Here is a 16,931-nt window from a genome sequence, read left to right on the forward strand (position 1 = left end):
CCTAGCCGACCTATCAGGAGTAGATGATGACAGACGTACCGGCCTTCGATGCCGAACTCGACGCCTGCGGGCTGAACTGCCCGCTGCCTTTGCTCAAAGCCAAGCTCGAGCTCAATCGCCTGGCCAGTGGCGCCGTGCTCAAGGTCAGCGCCACCGATGCCGGCTCGCAGCGCGACTTTCGCGCGTTCGCCAGTCTCGCCGGGCATGCGCTGCTGCATGAAGAGGTCGACGCGGGTATTTATCGTTACTGGTTGCGTAAGGCCTGAGCCACGCCCCGTGATGCAGGCTAAAAAGAGAGCGAGCGCGCCTCTTTGGCAGATTAAGGATTGTTGATGGTCAAGGTTATTCGCGACTGGCTGCACCGCTACTTCTCCGATGAACAGGCTGTAGTGCTGGCCGTGTTGCTGGTGCTGGGTTTTGCGGTGGTGCTGACACTGGGCGGGATGCTCGCCCCGGTGCTGACCGGCCTGGTGCTGGCTTTTCTCATGCAGGGGCTGGTCAACGGCCTGGAGCGTCTCAAGGTGCCGCAGGTGCTGGCAGTCTGGCTGGTGTTCGCCTTGTTCTTGGGTGGGCTAGCGGTATTTATGCTGGTGTTGATGCCGCTGCTCTGGCAGCAACTGAGCACCCTGTTCAACGAGCTGCCGCGCATGGCCGCTGAATGGCAGTCGGTATTCCTGCTGCTGCCGGAACGCTACCCGAACCTGATCACCGATGCCCAGATCGTGCAGCTGATCGACAGCATGCGCGGCGAAGCCGGCAAATTCGGCCAGTGGGCGCTGTCATTCTCCCTGTCCAGCCTGCCGATGCTGGTCAGCGTGATGATCTATCTGGTGCTGGTGCCGATCCTGGTGTTCTTCTTCCTCAAGGACCGCGAGCAGATCAGCCAGTGGTTCCGCAGCTACCTGCCACGCGAGCGTGCACTGATCACGCAGGTGGCGCAGGAGATGAACCAGCAGATCGCCAATTACATCCGTGGCAAGTTCATCGAGATCATCATTTGCGGGGTGGTCACCTACATCGCCTTCGCTTACCTGGGCCTCAACTATGCCGCACTGCTGGCTTTGCTGGTGGGGCTGTCGGTCGTGGTGCCTTATATCGGCGCGGTGGTGGTGACCGTGCCGGTGGCGTTGATCGGTCTGTTCCAGTGGGGCTGGAGCGATCAGTTCCTCTACCTGATGGTGGTATACGGCATCATCCAGGCGCTCGACGGCAACGTCTTGGTGCCGCTGCTGTTCTCCGAGGCGGTCAACCTGCATCCGGTGGCGATCATCTGCGCGGTACTGCTGTTTGGCGGGCTGTGGGGCTTCTGGGGCGTGTTCTTCGCCATTCCGCTGGCCACCCTGTTCAAGGCTGTGATCAACGCCTGGCCGCGTACCGAGCCGGTGTCCGCCGAATAAGGCTTCGATGGCAAAGGCCAGGCTTGGGTTCCGGCGCGGCTTTTCGTAGGAGCCCCGCCCCGGGGCGAAGCTTTCAATGGCGCGCCGCCCATGTTCGCGGCGGGGCGCCGCTCCTACACAGGTTCTGCAACGATGCCTGGTAGCTTGGGTTTGCTCAGCTCAAACCAGGCTACCTCCCAACAAAAACGCCGCGACGGCCATTGGCCGTCGCGGCGTTTTATTTGCAGGGCAGGGGCTCAGCCTTTGTTCAGGGCTTCGGCTGCTGCCAGCACCTTGTCGACATGGCCGGCGACCTTGAGGTTGCGCCACTCTTCACGCAGCACGCCGTCCTTGTCGATCAGGAAGGTGCTGCGCACGATGCCCATGTATTCCTTGCCGTAGTTCTTCTTCAGCTGGTACACGCCGAACTGGTCGCACAGCTGATGTTCTTCGTCGCTGATCAGCTCGAAAGGGAACGCCTGCTTGCTCTTGAAGCTTTCGTGCTTCTTCAGGCTGTCCATCGACACGCCGAAGATCAGCGTGTTGGCCGCCTTGAACTGCTCGAAGCGAGCACTGAAGTCCATCCCCTCGGTGGTGCAGCCCGGGGTCGCGTCCTTCGGGTAGAAATACAGCACGACCTGCTGGCCCTTGAGGTCGGACAGCTTGACCTGCTGGCCACTGGTGGCCTCGGCCTGGAAGTCGGCAACGGCTTTGTCGAGTTCAACGGGCATGGAAACTCCTTGCATGCGGCTATCAGGGATTTTGCGGGCGCCAGGGTTCGATCAAGGCATCAAGATTCAGCGCATCGGCGAAATCCAGGAACTGGTCGCGCAGCCAGCTGATCTGCGTGCCGGCCGGCAGCGTCACGGTCAGGGTGGCGTTGAGCATGGTGCCGCCGGTCTGCGGCGCCTGGTAGGTGTCGCAGGTCAGGGCTTCCAGCTCGACGCGGTGGTCGATGAAGAACTGGCACAGCTCGTTGAGAATGTCCGGGCGGTACACGGCGCTGACATAGGCCACATAAGGCAGCGCCTGCGGGCGCACCTCGGCGGCGGCGCTGCGCGCCAGGTCCACGCTGAAATCATGCTTCTTGGCCAGCAGCGGCAGGCTCGACTCCAGGCGCGCCAGTGCATCCCAGCTACCGGACACCTGCAGCACCAGGGCGCTGAATTCACCGTGACGGCTCAGGCGAGTGCTGATAACCGCGCAACGGTTCTCATGGCTGGTGCGGCTGAGCAGATTGGTCAGGGCCATGGCATCGCGGCCGAGAGCGCTGATGACGAGGAATTGTTCGCGAACGGGGGGGGTGGACATGCAGCCTTCCTAAAGCGATGAGCGGTCCGCGCGTGAGAAGCCGCAGACCAAAGACAGCAGGTTAGCGAAAAGCACCGCCGAGGGGAATGGCGAAGCCTTGTGCATCGGACGACGGCCTGCGCCGATAGCCGGTCGCGGAAAAACGCAGGTCGTGTGCAAACGACCTGATAAGCCCTTGTCCGTTGCTTGTGCCGGATTGGTGGCACCAGTACCATTACGGCTCAAATTTTCCGGCAGGAGCGGTTGCATGATTGCGGGCAGTATGGTGGCACTGGTCACGCCCATGGATGCGCAGGGTGGTCTGGATTGGGAGGCCCTGAGCAAATTGGTGGATTTCCACCTGCAAGAGGGCACCAATGCCATCGTCGCGGTCGGTACCACCGGTGAGTCCGCCACGCTGGAAGTGCCCGAGCACATCGAAGTGATCAAACGTGTGGTCAGGCAGGTTGCCGGTCGGATCCCGGTGATCGCCGGCACCGGTGGCAACTCCACCCGTGAATCGGTCGAGCTGACCCGTGCCGCTCAGGAAGTCGGCGCCGACGCCGCCCTGCTGGTCACCCCGTACTACAACAAGCCGACCCAGGAAGGCCTGTACCTGCATTTCCGCCACATCGCCGAAGCCGTCTCGATCCCGCAGATTCTCTACAACGTGCCGGGCCGTACCGTGTGTGACATGCTGCCGGAGACCGTCGAGCGCCTGTCGAAAATCGACAACATCATCGGCATCAAGGAAGCCACCGGCGACCTGCAGCGCGCCCAGGACGTGCTGGATCGTGTCAGCAAGGATTTCCTCGTCTACTCCGGTGACGACGCCACCGCTGTCGAGCTGATGTTGCTGGGTGGCAAGGGCAACATCTCCGTCACCGCCAACGTTGCGCCGCGTGCCATGAGCGACTTGTGCGCCGCCGCCATGCGTGGCGAGGCTGCCATCGCCCGTGCCATCAACGACCGTCTGATGCCGCTGCACAAGGCACTGTTCCTCGAATCCAACCCGATTCCGGTGAAATGGGCGCTGCACGAAATGGGCCTGATGGGCGACGGTATTCGTCTGCCGCTGACCTGGCTCAGCCCGCGCTGTCACGAACCGCTGCGCCAGGCCATGCGCCAGTGCGGTGTATTGGCTTAACTCAAGGATTCTACGCATGAAGCGACTGGCCGGATTTTCCGCCCTTGCTCTGATCGTCTCCAGCACCAGCGGTTGTGGCTGGCTCTGGGGTGAAAATGGCTACTTCCGTGATCGCGGCAGCGACTACCTGGAAGCGCGCCAGACTGCACCGATGCAACTGCCGGCCGATGTCCAGGCCAAGCGCCTCGACCCGCTGCTGCCGGTGCCCGCTCAGATTGCCAGCACCACCGCTACCCCCGCTGAATTCGAAGTGCCGCGCCCGCAAGGCCTGCAGGTACGTGCTGATGAACGTGAATTCACCCTGCAGCGCAGCGGCGATTCGCGGTGGGTCGTGGCCCAGCGCGTGCCGGCCGAAGTCTGGCCGCTGGCGCGTCAGTTCTTCGAAGATAACGGCTTCCGCATCGCCAGCGAGCGCCCGCAGGTCGGTGAGTTCACCACCGCCTGGCAGCGTTTCGATGATCTCTCCGCAAGCATGACGCGCAGCCTCAGCAGCCGCGTAACCGGCGTTGCGGCGGATGCCGAAACCCGCGTGCGCGTGCGCATCGAGCCGGGCGTGCAGCGCAACACCAGTGAAGTCTTCGTCAGCAGCGCCGAGCGTCCTGCCGGCAGCACCGCCGATGTCGATTTCGCCGCCCGTAGCAGCAACGCCAGCAGCCTCGAAGCTGCACTGCTCGACGAAATGCTGGTGAGCATGGCGCGTGGCGTGGAGCAGGGCGGCTCGGTGTCGCTGCTCGCAGCACGCGACTACGACGCGCCCAGCCGCGTCAGCCTGAGCGAAGACGGCAACGGCAACCCGGTGCTCAACCTCGGCGCCGATTTCGACCGCGCCTGGTCCGGCGTCGGCCGTTCGCTGGAGCTCGGCAACGTGCGCGTCGACGACCTCAACCGCAGCCTTGGCCTGTACTACATCAACATGGCCGAAGGCGCTCAGATTAACGAAGAGAAGCCAGGCTTCTTCGGTCGCCTGTTCGGCAGTGCGCCGAGCAAGGAAGAGATCGAAGCCCGCGCCGAGCGCTATCAGGTGCGCCTGACCCCGGTTGGCGATGGCGTCCAGGTCACCGTGGAAAAAGACCTCAACACCATTGCCCCGGCCGACGTATCGCGCCGCGTGCTGAGCCTGATCCAGGATAATCTCGGCTGACCGGCGCCAGCAGGCCGTTGAAAAGCGGCCTGCAGCGCGCCCCAGCCGTTAAGCGATGGGCGAAACCCGCAAAGGTTTCGCCTGTTTTGTTTGCCAGAAACGGAAATGCCGACATGAGCACACCCACCACCCTGAGCCTGAAGAAGATCTACTCGGGCAAGGTCCGCGACCTCTACGAAATCGACGACAAGCGCATGCTGATGGTGGCCACCGATCGTCTGTCGGCATTCGACGTCATCCTCGAACAACCGATTCCGGAGAAGGGCAAGATCCTCACCGCCATCTCCAACTTCTGGTTCGACAAGCTTGCTGGCGTGGTGCCCAACCACTTTACCGGTGACAAGGTCGAGGACGTCGTCTCCGCCGCCGAGCTACCACTGGTCGAAGGCCGTGCGGTGGTTGCCAAGCGCCTCAAGCCGGTCGCCGTGGAAGCCATCGTGCGCGGCTACATCGTCGGCTCCGGCTGGAAGGAATACCAGAAGAGCGGCACCGTCTGCGGCATTGCCTTGCCGGCAGGCCTGAAGGAAGCGGCCAAACTGCCGCAACCGATCTTCACTCCCTCGACCAAGGCCGCCGTGGGCGATCATGACGAGAACATCAGCTTCGAGCAGTGCGAAGCCATCATCGGCGCCGAACTGGCTGCCCAGGTGCGCGATACGGCGATCAAGCTTTACACCACGGCTGTCGAGTACGCCGCTACCCGCGGCATCATCATCGCCGACACCAAGTTCGAATTCGGCCTGGACGAAGACGGCACCCTGACCTTGATGGATGAAGTGCTGACCCCGGACTCCAGCCGCTTCTGGCCGGCCGACAGCTACGCCGAAGGCAGCAACCCGCCGAGTTTCGACAAGCAGTTCGTGCGTGACTGGCTGGAATCCACTGGCTGGAACAAGCAAGCCCCAGCGCCAGCTGTACCGGCAGACGTGGCGCAGAAAACCGCCGACAAGTACCGTGAAGCGCTGACGCGTTTGACTGAATAAGCCATAGCGTCGACAAGTATGGGAACGCCGCACCCCCCAACGGGACGTGCGGCGTTTTTGTGTGTCTCTCTTGAGGGGATATACAAAGTATGTTCGTCTACCTCACCTATCGAAGGTGAGGCCTGCATCACGCTCTCAGTATTCGACGCTCTCAGGTCTTAGCAATGACCTCTGGCTCTGCGTCTTCAGGTTCGTTGTAAGTTATCGCAGGAGTCGGGGTTGGAACCGAATAGTAGTAGCCCTGAAATGCCTTGCATCCGTGGTGTTTAAGAAATCTAAGCTGTTCAGCAGTTTCCACGCCCTCACCCACCACCCTCATACGCATCGCTTTACCCAGTGCCAAAATGGCCATCACTATTGCTGAGTCGTCTTCATTCTGGGGGACTTCGCTAAGGATGGTCTGAAATAGGTAGCCATTTCTGGCCGACTTCGATCACTACCGATTTCAAAAGAGGCATCTGATCAAAAAATGGTCAGATCGCCCGTCTATTTCGCTATTTCTGACCTGCGCAGGCCATTTCCCACATTACGGGCGCACCTCTGCTGTGCTCTCCAATAAATATCGGCGTGCCATCCAAAGGTTCGACAGTGCGAACAACGTCATCATCTGTGCGGCGCTCTTCGCCAAACCTCGAAATCGCACCTTGGTGTAACCAAACTGGCGTTTGATCACGCGAAACGGGTGCTCGACCTTCGAACGTGTCTGCGCTTTGGCTTTCTCGATACTGCGGTATGCCTTGTACAGTGCGCTTTTCTTGCCGTGCTTTTCGTACGTGCTGCGCCGAGCCGCGATCTGCCAGATGACCTTGCGCCCCTCATGCTCCTCGCGCTTCTCTACGCCCCTATAACCGGCGTCAGCAGCCACCATGTTCTCTTCGCCATGCAGCAGAGCAGCTTGTCCACCTGGGTGACGTCCGCAACATTGGCGGCTGTGACATGAACGTGATGTACCAACCCCGACTCCACATCGACCCCGATATGCGCCTTGGCACCGAGGTAGTACTGGTTGCCTTTCTTGGTCTGGTGCATTTCGGGATCGCGTTTGCCTTGTTCTTGGTCGAACTGGGTGCATGAATCAGCGTGGCATCGACGATGGTGCCTTGACGCAATGACAGGCCACGGTCGCCCAGATAGCCGTTGATGACGCCGAGAATGCCGACAGCCAAGTCGTTCTTCTCCAGCAGGCGACGGAAATTGAGGATGGTCGTTTCGTCCGGGATGCGCTCCAGGTTCAAGCCCGCGAACTGGCGCAGGATGGTCGTCTCATACAGCGCTTCCTCCATCGCCGGATCGCTGTAGCCGAACCAGTTCTGCATCAGATGCACACGTAGTATGGCCATCAACGGATAGGCTGGACGACCACCTTCCCCCTTGGGATAGTGCGGCTCGATCAATGCCTCCAATCCCTTCCAAGGTACGACCTGATCCATCTCGATCAGGAACAATTCTCTGCGGGTCTGCTTGCGTTTGCCGGCGTATTCGGCGTCCGCGAAGGTCATCTGCTTCATTGGCATATCCGGAGTGGTGAGGCTGCTTATTTCAACAAATACTGGAAGTTAAATTCAGAGTTTCCCTAGACATCCCTTTATCTGCGCTTGGCCAACTCCCACTCCGTGAGCGCTGCTTGCTGCTTCACAATCTTCTGTTCTTCAGCCGTGTTGTGCTGAGTCGGGCGCGAACGACGCTGGCATTGATGATCTGCCCTGCGCTTGCTTTGAAGCCATTGGGCTGCAGTTGGCTCTGTACTTCATCAAGAATCAGATGCTCGACTTTGGCCTGAACGAGCCGCTCACGGGGAATCCAGATCGTACTGCGATCCGGCACGCTTGCAGTATTCTTTAGCCCGGTAAAGTGCTGAAAGCTCATGCGGTCAAGTAGCTGGAGCTCCATCTGTTCGTCGGACAGGTTGAACGGCTGCTACAAGACCAGCAGGTGCGTCATGAGCTCTGTTGGGTGCGGAGGCCCACCACCCTTAGCGCGACTCGGATGAGGAACCCTGCGGTCGATCTCCTCGGCCATGAGGCGGAAGTCGACAGGTTTGTTCAGCAGGATAAGCGGATCGCCCAAACTGTCGACTTTCGCTTCACGTTCCTGGTCGGCAAATAGGCTTAGCATGGGCTGGCTGTCCTGGGGTTCGGGGCTCAGATTTTAATGGGAACAGCCGGTTTTTGGAGGTTCCCTATTGGCGAAACGCCGGTACGCTTGGTCAGCGGCAGTCGTTTTTCCACCAACATGATTTCCACCGTGACCAATCGGGGCAAACTGCGCTTCATGCTGTATCGGGAAACGCTGACAGCCCCAGTGCTGATTCGCTTCCTGAGTCGCCTGATTCGCGATGCTCAGGGCCGCAAGGTGTTCCTGATTCTCGACAACCTGCGCGTACACCACAGCAAAAAGGTGAGCGCCTGGGTTGGCGACCGCAAAGAGCAAATCGAACTGTTCTTCTTGCCGGCCTACGCCCCGGAGTTGAACCCTGACGAGTATCTGAATTGTGATTTGAAACATCAGGTTTAAAAACCGGCAGGTCTGTGGCCAGTCCAGGGGCGAGCCTCTTCCAGCGCAGCCGCTGCGCGGAAGATTGCGCATTCCCCATGCATGGGCCCAACGATCTGCAACCCTACGGGCAGCCCATTTTTTGTCATCCCCGCCGGCGCTGAGGCAGCCGGCTGCCCGGTCAGGTTGAATGGGTAGGTGTAGAAGACCCAGGAAACGATATTCCGGCCAGCGACTTCAGGCGGCACATCCACTCCGATCTCGGGCGCTGGGACCGGGATGGTCGGCGTTAGAAGTAGGTCGTACTTGCCGAAAAACCGCCGCATTTTCTCCCGGAAATCGTATCGCGCGAATACCTTGGCGTAGTACTCATCGAGCGTTTGATCCAAGGCGCCGGCCAGGACGTCGGAAACGGCGCTATCGATCAGCTCTGGTTGATCTCGAAGAACGCTCTGCAACCGGGTCCCTACGCCGGCATAAAATTCCGCCATCCACAGTTCACCCGGATCGTCCATGACGTTCTCGACCAGCTCCAGCGTGCATCCCATGTCCTCGAACGCACAGGCCGCACGTTCAGCTATCTCGACGACTTCCGGCAGCGGCCTCGCGTACCCCAAGGTGGGTGACCAGGCGATGCGCATCCCTTTGACCGGCTTATCGCAAGCGGCGAGGAAGTCGGGTACTGGCCCAGCGACAGAGAAGGGGTCACGCTGGTCATATCCGGCGATGGCCTGCAGCAGTAACGCGGAATCTCGAACGGTACGTGTCAAAGGCCCAACGTGGGCGAGCGTTGGTGTGGCGGATGCCGGGAAGACCGGCACCCGTCCAAACTGAGCCTTGATACCGAATAGATTGGTCATCGAGGCCGGAATGCGCAGCGAACCGCCGCCGTCGGTCCCAAGCGCTAACGCGCTGACTCCCGCGGCCACACTCGCCGCCGCTCCAGCACTCGAGCCGCCAGGCGTTCTGCTCAGATTCCAAGGATTGCGCGTGATGCCGGTCAATGGGGAGTCGCCAACCGCCTTGCAGCCAAATTCGCTGGTCGTGGTCTTGCCAATGATGCAGCCGCCGGCGGCTTTGACCCGCTCGGTAGCAGGTGCATCCAGCGAGGCGACATTGCCTGCGAGCGTGCGGGAGCCGAAGGAGCAGGGCACCCCCGCAACCGTGATGAGGTCTTTGACCGAAACGGGGAGGCCGTGCAGCAATCCAAGCGCTGCGCCATCCATGACGGCCTGTTCGGCTTCGCGCGCGGCGGCTAAGGCAAGTTCAGGGGTGCGGGTAGCGAAGGCGTTGAGCTTGGGCTCGGTCTCCTCCATGTGGTCCAGCGCTCGCTGCACCACTTCGACGGGAGAAACTTCTTTGCGAGCAATGGCCTCGCGAGTTTCCAGCGCCGACATGAAATCGAGTTCCTGTTTCATAGCATGTCCTTGTCAGATGGCGCCCATTGCGCGGTCCAGCGTCGCGCTTGCCTCTGCCTTGCACAAGGACAGGCGCTGCAGGATCGCGTTGCGCTGAAGGTTCTTGCCGATCAGCACCAGACGTGAGTCCGGTAGCTCTCCAGGCCAAGATTCGGCGTAGGTCAGCGGGCTATAGACCCGCTGTACACCTTGAAGAATGACGGGGCGGGGATCATTGCCGAACTGGATCAGGCCCTTGATCCGGAAAAGGTTATCGCCGTACTCCTCGTTGAGCTCGGAAAGCGCCAGCATCAGCTCGCCATAATCCAGAGGCGCCTCTTCGCGAAATGACACGGAAACGATGTCACCGTGACTGGCTTGGTGCTGCTGGGTATGGCCATGATGCGCATGGCTGCAATCCTGCCCGCATGCGGCATGATCATGCTCGTGGTGTGTTGGCGCGGTCTCGCCTATCCAAGTTGCGACCGCGCTTTCCTTGGTGTTCGGGTCGAACAGGCTGAGGTCCATGACCCTGGAGGCGGACAGTTCAGCGTAGGTCGTGGTCTCTACAGGACAGCGGGGGTTCAAGCGTCGCACAGCTGCCAAGGCTGTTTGGTAGGTTTCGTCATCTACCAGGTCGCGCTTGTTGAGGATGATCTTGTCGGCCATTGCGATTTGCTTGCGCGCCTCATCCGAGGCTTCCAGCTGTTGAACGACATGCTTGAGATCGACCATGGTGACGATGGCATCCAGGCGGTAACTCAGGTTGAGTTGCATGTCGGTATAGAAGATCTGCGCCAGTGGCGTGGGGTCGGCGATGCCGGTGGTTTCGATGAGCAATTTGTCGAATTCGATCCTGGGTTCAAGAGCGCCGACCTTGCGCATGAACAGCTCATAGATGGTCTTGATCAGGTCGTCCTTGCTGGCGCAACAAATACAGCCGTTCTTGAGTTCCAGCATGTCTTCCGAAGCCGACGAAACCAGGTCGCCGTCGATGCCAATTTCGCCGAACTCGTTGACGATAACTGCAATGCGCCCGGCTTCGGGGTCGGTTAGCACGCGGTTGAGGCAGGTGGTCTTGCCTGCACCCAGAAAACCGCTGAGTACGGTGATGGGAATTCGTTGGTCCACGGTGGATCCTCTGCAGGAAAAGGCTGCGGCGCGGCCGCAGCCAGGGTCGACTTACTGCACTTCAGCCCAGGCGCGCACTGGCGAGCCGCTTCCGTTGTCGATCTTCAAGGGTGGGCCGTAGAACATGAATTCGCCCTTGCCGACGAGCTCCTCCAGGTTTACTAGCCACTCGTAGTGGGTGATGCCGCGATCACGGCATACACGATGGCTGGGGAATTCATTGTGCGAGGGCTTATCGGTGGACGGGCCTTCCACGCCATGCAGCTTGGAGTTGCGATCGGCGAGCCAGTGGGTGGCGGCCTCGGTCAGGCCCGGGTTGGACCATACGACCTTGACGTCCGGGTAGTACTTCTTGTGTAGACCGGTGCACATCAACACGATATGGCCGTCGATCTTCACTCCCGCTTTGGCTTCGGCTTCTTCCAGATCGGCGACGTCGATGTCTCCGAGGTCCGGGATATGGCGCAGGTCCAGGCAGACTGCTTTGCCCATGAACATCTCCAGGGGCATGTTATCGATGGTCTGGCCGTTGGGGCCGACGTGGTAGAAGGCGTCGACGTGGGTCGCGATGTGGTCGAGCATCGACAGGTGCGTAGTGGCGAAGGTCATCTGGTCGCCAGGCACGCCCAGATTGAATTTCTTCGAGGATTCGTGGGTGAAGTGTGCCGTGATGACCGGACGCTGGAACAGCTTGTGCGCCGGCATGTTGTCTTCAATCTTCAACGTAAGGTCGATGATGGGCATTGCGTTTTCCTTTTATCTGACGCAGTGGAAACGTAGGCGCGGGCGCGTCTACATCATTTTCGTGGGAAGCCAGCTGGCGATCCCAGGAAAGAGGGCTACTAAGAGGACGACTAGAAGAAGGATGATCCAGTAGGGCACCGAGCCTTTGAAAATCAGGCCCAGCGTAGCGTCGCGGTCGGAGATGCATCCTTTCACGGTGTAAACGCACAATCCGAGCGGCGGCGTCAGCAATCCCGCCTCGATGGCGAGGATGCCGAGGATCGCGAAGGCCATAGGCTCAAAGCCCAGAGCCGTGGCGATAGGAGCGAAGATCGGCACCGTCAGCAGGATGATCGAGGTGCTGTCCAGGAACATACCCAGCACCAGCCAGATCGCGACCATGATGGCTAGGGTCATGTAGATACCGCCCACACCCAGGAACAGGTCGCCGATCATGTCGCCGATGCCGCCCATGGAAAGCAGGCGCGAGTACATTTGCGCGGTTATTAGCAGGAAGAGCAGGGGAGCGGAGATACGACCGGTACTGAGAACCGAGTCGGAGAAGTCGCGCCATCCCATGCCCTTGGCAAGCCCGACTGCTACCGCACCGAGCACACCGATGCCGGCTGCCTCGGTGGGGGTGAACAGGCCGAACCAGATACCGCCGAAAATCAGCAGGATCATGAGGATTACGCCCATCGCACCCAGCTTGGAGCGTGCATCGGCTCTATCGACCTCGGTGTCCTGCTTGTCCGCAGTGCCGAAAAGCTGCGGGCGCAACATGGCGAAGGTGACCAGAAATAGCAGGAACAGCAGCGCCAGCAGCAAACCGGGAACTACGCCAGCGATGAAGAGTTTGCCGATGGATTGCTCGGCCATGACGCCCCAGATGATCAACAGCACGCTAGGCGGCAGGAGCATGCCGAGGGAGGCGCTGCCGGCAATGCATCCCAGCGCGACACCTTTGTTGTACTTGGCCCGTGCCATCTCTGGGTAGGCGATACGGGAAAACGCGGCAGCCGAGGCGATTGATACCCCGGTTACGGCGCCGAATGCCGCGTTCCCGCCAACGGTGGCCAGTGCCAGGCGGCCTGGCAAGCGTTTGAACGACTGGTTGATCAGTCTGAACAGATCGGTCGCAGCCCCTGACTTGGCGAGAATTTCCCCCAAAAGCACAAATAGCGGGATTGTCGCGAATTCATAAGCCCTTATCGCTCCGAATGCACTGCTGGCGAGCAATGAACTGGCAATATCGAAGGTGCCCATCAAATAGGCGAGTCCAAAAAAACTCGTCAGCCCCAGGGAGATGACCACCGGTATTCCCAGCAGAATGCTCATGATAAGTGTCGCGATGATTATTGCGGCAAATTCCGGACTACCCATGTTGCACCTCCTGCCCCTGCAACAAGTTGAGTGGCTTTTCGTTTCCAGTAAAAAGAGCAACAGCTGCAGGGACGGCCATGATCAGGTAGGTCAAAGTGGCGAGAATGGAGCCTGCGACTATTGCCAGGCGACTGGGAAATACAGGGACGGCGAAAGTTACATGACCCTCGAATTCGCCCGTATTAAAAGCATGAACCATGTTGCCCCATTCGGCTTTTGCAAGAATGCCGAAGAGCACAGCTCCCAACATATAACCTGCCAGCCATAGAAAGCGCTTGATCGTGGGCGGCGCGATCATATCCATCAACTCCGAGCGCAGCATGCCGCCAATTCGAACCGTGTAGGGCAGCTGAAGAAAGGCGATGATGACCAAACCGTTAACTACGACTTCCGATACGCCGATAATGGGGTTGTTGAAGATGCCGCGCCCGAAAACATCGGTTGCAATCAGTAGAGCTACCAGTACCAGCAATACTGCAGCTATTATCATCAGCAACTTGCTGATTGTTTGAAGTATGGAGTCGAGTATTTCAACCCACCCGGATTTTTCGCGCACCAACATAAAACGCCCTCGATTGTGGTAGGCCGCTTTCAGAATAAAATTTTGGAGTGGAGAGACCGAGCCGGGGGCTCGGTCAGGACCTCGCATCAGTCGATCTGATAGGCATAGGGGAATTCGTAACCACGCTTCTCGAGTTCGCTGATATAGGTCTTCATGATGGCTGTACCGGGCATGCCTTGCCGGTTGACTTCCTGAGCCATGCGGTTGGGGAAATCTTTCAACGCCTCGGCCCAGGCTACGCGTGCTTCGGGGGAAATCTCGTTAACAGTGACCCCAGCATCCTGGGCTTTCTGCAGGCCGTTACGATCATTGGCAGCGCAGACCTCAGCCGTGGCGTCCTCATAATCCCTGGCAACTTCCTTAAGGATTTGCTGTACGTCAGCAGGCAGCCGGTTCCAAGTCTTCAGGTTAATGGTGACGCTGTTGACCGGCATTGCGCCGAAGTCGATCTTGGTGAAGTGCTTTGCCACCTCGTTGAGCTTGAAGGTGGTCCACCAGCTCGACGTGCTGATATAGCCCTGGTACACGCCTGTCTGTATCGACTGGTAGGCCTCGTTGAGATTGGATGCTACCGGGGTCGCACCTTTGATCCAGTCCAGGTTTACCCCGGCACCAGCGATCTTATGCCCTTGTAGATCGGAGAAGTTTTCCCATTGGAAGTTTGTACCCAGGCCATAGTTTGACAGGCAGCTGATTCCGAGCAGCTTCTGGTTGTATTTCTTCTCGAAGGCTTCGGCCAGTTCCGGGTGAGCGTCATAGGTGGCCCGTGCGGCTTCGCTCGCGGTCTTTGCGTCTGGGGAGCCAAAGGGAAGGAAAAGCGGGAAATTGTGCGCAAGAAGTTCGGATGGCTCGAAAATCATGCTGATAAAACCGATATCCAGTAGACCATCCCGCGTTGCTTCGAGAACTTCCGTCACTTTAGCGATTTGGCCGGCATGTAGCTCCATGACCCGCACGCTATGACCGGTATTTTCTTCGATTCTTTTCTTCAGTTCCGGCACGAAAAATTTATGGGCTGTTTCCGTATAGGACAACAGACCCACAGGGTGGCCAGAGCCTGCCCGAAGATTGATCTGTTCTGCTTGGGCGCTTGCGCCGGCTGTGAATAGACCGATCGATAGCAAGAAGCTGAATCCGGTTTTTCCTATGTATTTCATTGCTCTATCCTCAATGCGACTAACGTGCGAAGTTCTAGCTTGGATTGATGTTGGGTAAAGTCTTAAGCAGTTTCGATTGAAGAGTAGAAAGCCAGAATGGCTTGGCTACTAATAATAGGAGTATGTTTTTTGTTATCCGCACTGGCTTGGTCACCTATCTACGGTTCCATTGCTGCGCGGGTTGCTGTTAGTGAACGACTAAAAAAACCATAAGACAACTACTTTTTATTGCTAGTAGATATCGTTTTTTCTTATTGCCCTCAATCAGTGCGAATCCATCGATTGTGCACTTGTTTAGGGCTGTTTCTTGGGTGGTTGGCAAACTAACTGTGGCGATTTGACGGGGTTTAAGTTCTTATTATAGAGCTGCCGTGCATTGGTACGGTTCATGCAGTTAGATGGGTTTGTTGTCGGGGGCTGGTCAGGGATGCATTTTATTAATGGCTGCTAGAATATGAATCTCAAACAGCTGCGTTACTTTGTGCGCATTGCCGAGTGCGGAAGTCTTTCCAAAGCTGCGGAGGAGCTGGGCGTCGCGCAGCCGGCGTTGAGCCAGCAGCTGCGAGCTCTAGAAGATGAGTTGGGGGTCGAGTTGGTCATCCGGCACTCAAGGGGAATAGTGCCCAATGACCTTGGGACGATGCTGTTGAGCCATTTCGGTACGATACTCAACGAGATAGGCAGAACCCGAGAATTGGTGCAGGACCTGACGCGCAATCCGACCGGAGAGGTCAGGCTTGGCGTGACAACCACCGCTGCTCGCGCCCTGACTGCACCACTCGTAGCCAAGGTGCATGAGCATTATCCAGGCGTCACGCTGCGTGTGGTCGAGGCTATGAGCGGTACCCTGAGCCAGGCCTTGCAGCGCGACAGCCTGGACCTTTCAATTCTCTACGAGCCGAACTTGCTGGAGGTCGACGACGCTGACCTGATGCCGATCCTCACCGAAGACTTGTTTCTTATCTCCCGGGACAAAGGCATCATAAAAAACAGGAAAGTGGTGACGTTTTCGATGCTGGAAGAGTTCCAGTTGGTTCTTCCCTGCTACCCGAATGTGCTGACGAAGTTGTTGTACGAAGTGGCGGCCAAGCGAGGGGTCAAGCTAAACGTCAAATTCGAGATCGACTCGTTGAGCAGCATCATAGAGCTGGTTAATGCGGATTTCTGCGCGGTACTCCCCCTCGTTTGCCTGGGCCGTGAGCTTGAGGAGGGACGATTGACGGCAACGCCCATCACAGACCCGCGGGTGAGCTGGAGCGTGCATGTCGCCGCTGCGCGCAAGGGCGTGCGATCACGCGCGGTGCGTGCCGTACACAATCTTCTGATCGAAGTCGTGAACGACATGGTCGAGAAGGGCGTCTGGCCCGCGCGGTTGCTCTGATTAGTGCAGCGGCCGGCGAATGGTTTTCATCGGGCCTTCTGGGCTGATCTGCCCGACCACGCTGGCGGCGCTGCCCGGCTGCGGCAGGTTGAGAATCTTGCCCTTGATCTTACCGATCACGTGCATCTCGCACGGCTTGCAGTCGAATTTCAGGGTCAGCACTTCGTCGCCATGCACCAGCTGCATCGGCGCGACCTTGGTGCGCACACCGGTAACGCCCTTGGCCTGCTTGGGACACAGGTTGAAGGAGAAGCGCAGGCAGTGCTTGGTGATCATCACCGGCACTTCGACATTCACAAAGACGTTAGACAAGCGTTTGAAGGTAAACCTGTGCTCAAGGCAAGCCTTAAAACTGGTTTGGCAGCGTTCCAAGGTTGAGGGGTGTGGGAGAGTTAGATCAGGAGCTGAACGCTCCGAGAAGGCGAAAAAAACGACAATTTGCGGGCTTTGGTTTGCTACAAAAATTGCTACAAACCGCTGCTACAAATTGCCGTTTGGTCACCCTCACAAATGCTTGATCTGTAAAGGTTTTTTCGATATGGCGGGAAGATAGGGATTTGAACCCTAGGTGCCATTGCTGACACAACGGATTTCGAATCCGTCCCGTTCGACCACTCCGGCATCTTCCCAAGCGGCGCGCATGATAACAGCTCATTGGACTTTGGCGAAGCTTATTTTTAATTTTTTCTTGTGCTATCAGTTGGTTGTGAAAACGCCCAGCAACCCGGCAAGGTGCGTCTAGCTGCTGGAAGGATTCCAATACGGCC

General features: G+C 58.5%; 16 protein-coding genes, 1 tRNA gene and 3 pseudogenes. 7 read left to right on the forward strand and 13 right to left on the reverse strand.

The annotated features are described in order from the left end of the window. Window positions 1-26: 26 nt before the first annotated feature. Both AAEQ75_RS16245 and AAEQ75_RS16250 read left to right on the forward strand, forming a co-directional pair. The gene (locus AAEQ75_RS16245) at window positions 27-266 is read left to right on the forward strand and encodes a sulfurtransferase TusA family protein (protein WP_013716292.1); all 240 of its coding nucleotides are present in this window, start codon (window positions 27-29) and stop codon (window positions 264-266) included. Between the two features lie 66 nt (window positions 267-332). Beyond that, on the forward strand, window positions 333-1,397 hold the full coding sequence (locus tag AAEQ75_RS16250) for an AI-2E family transporter (protein WP_256833211.1): 1,065 nt from the start codon (window positions 333-335) through the stop codon (window positions 1,395-1,397). 236 nt (window positions 1,398-1,633) lie between these two features. Here the strand turns inward: AAEQ75_RS16250 and AAEQ75_RS16255 are convergent, their stop codons facing one another. Together AAEQ75_RS16255 and AAEQ75_RS16260 are read right to left on the reverse strand one after the other, a co-directional pair. After that, entirely contained in the window at window positions 1,634-2,107 is a 474-nt protein-coding gene (locus AAEQ75_RS16255) for a peroxiredoxin (RefSeq protein ID WP_143505398.1), read from the reverse strand. A gap of 22 nt (window positions 2,108-2,129) precedes the next feature. Continuing rightward, window positions 2,130-2,687, reverse strand: a complete 558-nt coding sequence (locus tag AAEQ75_RS16260) for a glycine cleavage system protein R (protein WP_072425349.1) — start codon at window positions 2,685-2,687, stop codon at window positions 2,130-2,132. A 247-nt stretch (window positions 2,688-2,934) separates the two neighbouring features. Between AAEQ75_RS16260 and dapA the strand changes: the two genes are divergently transcribed. The 3 genes from dapA (at window position 2,935) to AAEQ75_RS16275 (ending at window position 5,937) form a co-directional block, all read left to right on the forward strand. Further along, window positions 2,935-3,813, forward strand: a complete 879-nt coding sequence (gene dapA / locus AAEQ75_RS16265) for a 4-hydroxy-tetrahydrodipicolinate synthase (RefSeq protein WP_343349732.1) — start codon at window positions 2,935-2,937, stop codon at window positions 3,811-3,813. A gap of 16 nt (window positions 3,814-3,829) precedes the next feature. Next, window positions 3,830-4,954, forward strand: a complete 1,125-nt coding sequence (gene bamC, locus AAEQ75_RS16270; protein WP_343349733.1) for an outer membrane protein assembly factor BamC — start codon at window positions 3,830-3,832, stop codon at window positions 4,952-4,954. A gap of 113 nt (window positions 4,955-5,067) precedes the next feature. Continuing rightward, window positions 5,068-5,937, forward strand: a complete 870-nt coding sequence (locus tag AAEQ75_RS16275) for a phosphoribosylaminoimidazolesuccinocarboxamide synthase (RefSeq protein ID WP_343349734.1) — start codon at window positions 5,068-5,070, stop codon at window positions 5,935-5,937. A gap of 151 nt (window positions 5,938-6,088) precedes the next feature. On the opposite strand, the gene AAEQ75_RS16280 is transcribed toward AAEQ75_RS16275, so the two are convergent. The 3 genes and pseudogenes from AAEQ75_RS16280 to AAEQ75_RS16290 all read right to left on the reverse strand — a co-directional run bounded on the left by AAEQ75_RS16280 (window position 6,089) and on the right by AAEQ75_RS16290 (window position 7,803). Further along, window positions 6,089-6,289, reverse strand: coding sequence for an EAL domain-containing protein (locus AAEQ75_RS16280; protein ID WP_343349735.1), 201 nt, complete (start codon window positions 6,287-6,289; stop codon window positions 6,089-6,091). 174 nt (window positions 6,290-6,463) lie between these two features. Continuing rightward, window positions 6,464-7,445 (reverse strand): annotated as a pseudogene (locus tag AAEQ75_RS16285) (IS5 family transposase). A gap of 124 nt (window positions 7,446-7,569) precedes the next feature. Next, on the reverse strand, window positions 7,570-7,803 hold the full coding sequence (locus AAEQ75_RS16290; protein ID WP_343349736.1) for a hypothetical protein: 234 nt from the start codon (window positions 7,801-7,803) through the stop codon (window positions 7,570-7,572). Between the two features lie 312 nt (window positions 7,804-8,115). On the opposite strand from AAEQ75_RS16290, the pseudogene AAEQ75_RS16295 reads away from it, so the two are divergent. Next, window positions 8,116-8,448 (forward strand): annotated as a pseudogene (locus AAEQ75_RS16295) (IS630 family transposase); the annotation flags it as partial. On the opposite strand, the gene AAEQ75_RS16300 reads toward AAEQ75_RS16295, so the two are convergent. The 6 genes from AAEQ75_RS16300 to AAEQ75_RS16325 all read right to left on the reverse strand — a co-directional run bounded on the left by AAEQ75_RS16300 (window position 8,448) and on the right by AAEQ75_RS16325 (window position 14,783). Beyond that, a complete protein-coding gene (locus AAEQ75_RS16300) occupies window positions 8,448-9,848 on the reverse strand; it encodes an amidase (RefSeq protein WP_343349737.1) in 1,401 nt (466 codons plus the stop codon). The pseudogene AAEQ75_RS16295 and the gene AAEQ75_RS16300 overlap by 1 nt on opposite strands. A 12-nt stretch (window positions 9,849-9,860) precedes the next feature. Continuing rightward, a complete protein-coding gene (locus AAEQ75_RS16305) occupies window positions 9,861-10,958 on the reverse strand; it encodes a CobW family GTP-binding protein (RefSeq protein WP_343349738.1) in 1,098 nt (365 codons plus the stop codon). A gap of 51 nt (window positions 10,959-11,009) precedes the next feature. Next, window positions 11,010-11,702 (reverse strand): cyclase family protein, encoded by a 693-nt coding sequence (locus AAEQ75_RS16310; RefSeq protein ID WP_053527905.1) that lies wholly within the window; start codon window positions 11,700-11,702, stop codon window positions 11,010-11,012. Between the two features lie 48 nt (window positions 11,703-11,750). Beyond that, window positions 11,751-13,064 (reverse strand): TRAP transporter large permease, encoded by a 1,314-nt coding sequence (locus AAEQ75_RS16315; protein ID WP_343349739.1) that lies wholly within the window; start codon window positions 13,062-13,064, stop codon window positions 11,751-11,753. Continuing rightward, entirely contained in the window at window positions 13,057-13,626 is a 570-nt protein-coding gene (locus tag AAEQ75_RS16320) for a TRAP transporter small permease (protein ID WP_343349740.1), read from the reverse strand. Before AAEQ75_RS16320 ends, AAEQ75_RS16315 begins: the two co-directional genes overlap by 8 nt. An 86-nt stretch (window positions 13,627-13,712) precedes the next feature. After that, window positions 13,713-14,783, reverse strand: coding sequence for a C4-dicarboxylate TRAP transporter substrate-binding protein (locus AAEQ75_RS16325; protein WP_343349742.1), 1,071 nt, complete (start codon window positions 14,781-14,783; stop codon window positions 13,713-13,715). 454 nt (window positions 14,784-15,237) lie between these two features. On the opposite strand from AAEQ75_RS16325, the gene AAEQ75_RS16330 reads away from it, so the two are divergent. Then, on the forward strand, window positions 15,238-16,164 hold the full coding sequence (locus AAEQ75_RS16330) for a LysR family transcriptional regulator (protein WP_343349744.1): 927 nt from the start codon (window positions 15,238-15,240) through the stop codon (window positions 16,162-16,164). On the opposite strand, the pseudogene AAEQ75_RS16335 reads toward AAEQ75_RS16330, so the two are convergent. Both AAEQ75_RS16335 and AAEQ75_RS16340 read right to left on the reverse strand, forming a co-directional pair. Next, window positions 16,165-16,452, reverse strand: a pseudogene (locus AAEQ75_RS16335) (collagenase-like protease); the annotation flags it as partial. A gap of 251 nt (window positions 16,453-16,703) precedes the next feature. Continuing rightward, window positions 16,704-16,793 (reverse strand) — tRNA-Ser (locus tag AAEQ75_RS16340). Window positions 16,794-16,931 lie beyond the last annotated feature (138 nt).

Source organism: Pseudomonas sediminis (assembly GCF_039555755.1).
In the GTDB taxonomy this organism is placed as follows: domain Bacteria; phylum Pseudomonadota; class Gammaproteobacteria; order Pseudomonadales; family Pseudomonadaceae; genus Aquipseudomonas; species Aquipseudomonas mendocina_D.

Coding starts and splice junctions, on each gene's coding strand:
- AAEQ75_RS16250 (WP_256833211.1), top strand. CDS start 333: ATGGTCAAGGTTATTCGCGACTGGCTGCACCGCTACTTCTCCGATGAA.
- AAEQ75_RS16245 (WP_013716292.1), top strand. CDS start 27: ATGACAGACGTACCGGCCTTCGATGCCGAACTCGACGCCTGCGGGCTG.
- dapA (WP_343349732.1), top strand. CDS start 2,935: ATGATTGCGGGCAGTATGGTGGCACTGGTCACGCCCATGGATGCGCAG.
- AAEQ75_RS16260 (WP_072425349.1), bottom strand. CDS start 2,687: ATGTCCACCCCCCCCGTTCGCGAACAATTCCTCGTCATCAGCGCTCTC.
- bamC (WP_343349733.1), top strand. CDS start 3,830: ATGAAGCGACTGGCCGGATTTTCCGCCCTTGCTCTGATCGTCTCCAGC.
- AAEQ75_RS16275 (WP_343349734.1), top strand. CDS start 5,068: ATGAGCACACCCACCACCCTGAGCCTGAAGAAGATCTACTCGGGCAAG.
- AAEQ75_RS16320 (WP_343349740.1), bottom strand. CDS start 13,626: ATGTTGGTGCGCGAAAAATCCGGGTGGGTTGAAATACTCGACTCCATA.
- AAEQ75_RS16325 (WP_343349742.1), bottom strand. CDS start 14,783: ATGAAATACATAGGAAAAACCGGATTCAGCTTCTTGCTATCGATCGGT.
- AAEQ75_RS16290 (WP_343349736.1), bottom strand. CDS start 7,803: ATGAGCTTTCAGCACTTTACCGGGCTAAAGAATACTGCAAGCGTGCCG.
- AAEQ75_RS16300 (WP_343349737.1), bottom strand. CDS start 9,848: ATGAAACAGGAACTCGATTTCATGTCGGCGCTGGAAACTCGCGAGGCC.
- AAEQ75_RS16330 (WP_343349744.1), top strand. CDS start 15,238: ATGAATCTCAAACAGCTGCGTTACTTTGTGCGCATTGCCGAGTGCGGA.
- AAEQ75_RS16310 (WP_053527905.1), bottom strand. CDS start 11,702: ATGCCCATCATCGACCTTACGTTGAAGATTGAAGACAACATGCCGGCG.
- AAEQ75_RS16255 (WP_143505398.1), bottom strand. CDS start 2,107: ATGCCCGTTGAACTCGACAAAGCCGTTGCCGACTTCCAGGCCGAGGCC.
- AAEQ75_RS16280 (WP_343349735.1), bottom strand. CDS start 6,289: ATGGCCATTTTGGCACTGGGTAAAGCGATGCGTATGAGGGTGGTGGGT.
- AAEQ75_RS16315 (WP_343349739.1), bottom strand. CDS start 13,064: ATGGGTAGTCCGGAATTTGCCGCAATAATCATCGCGACACTTATCATG.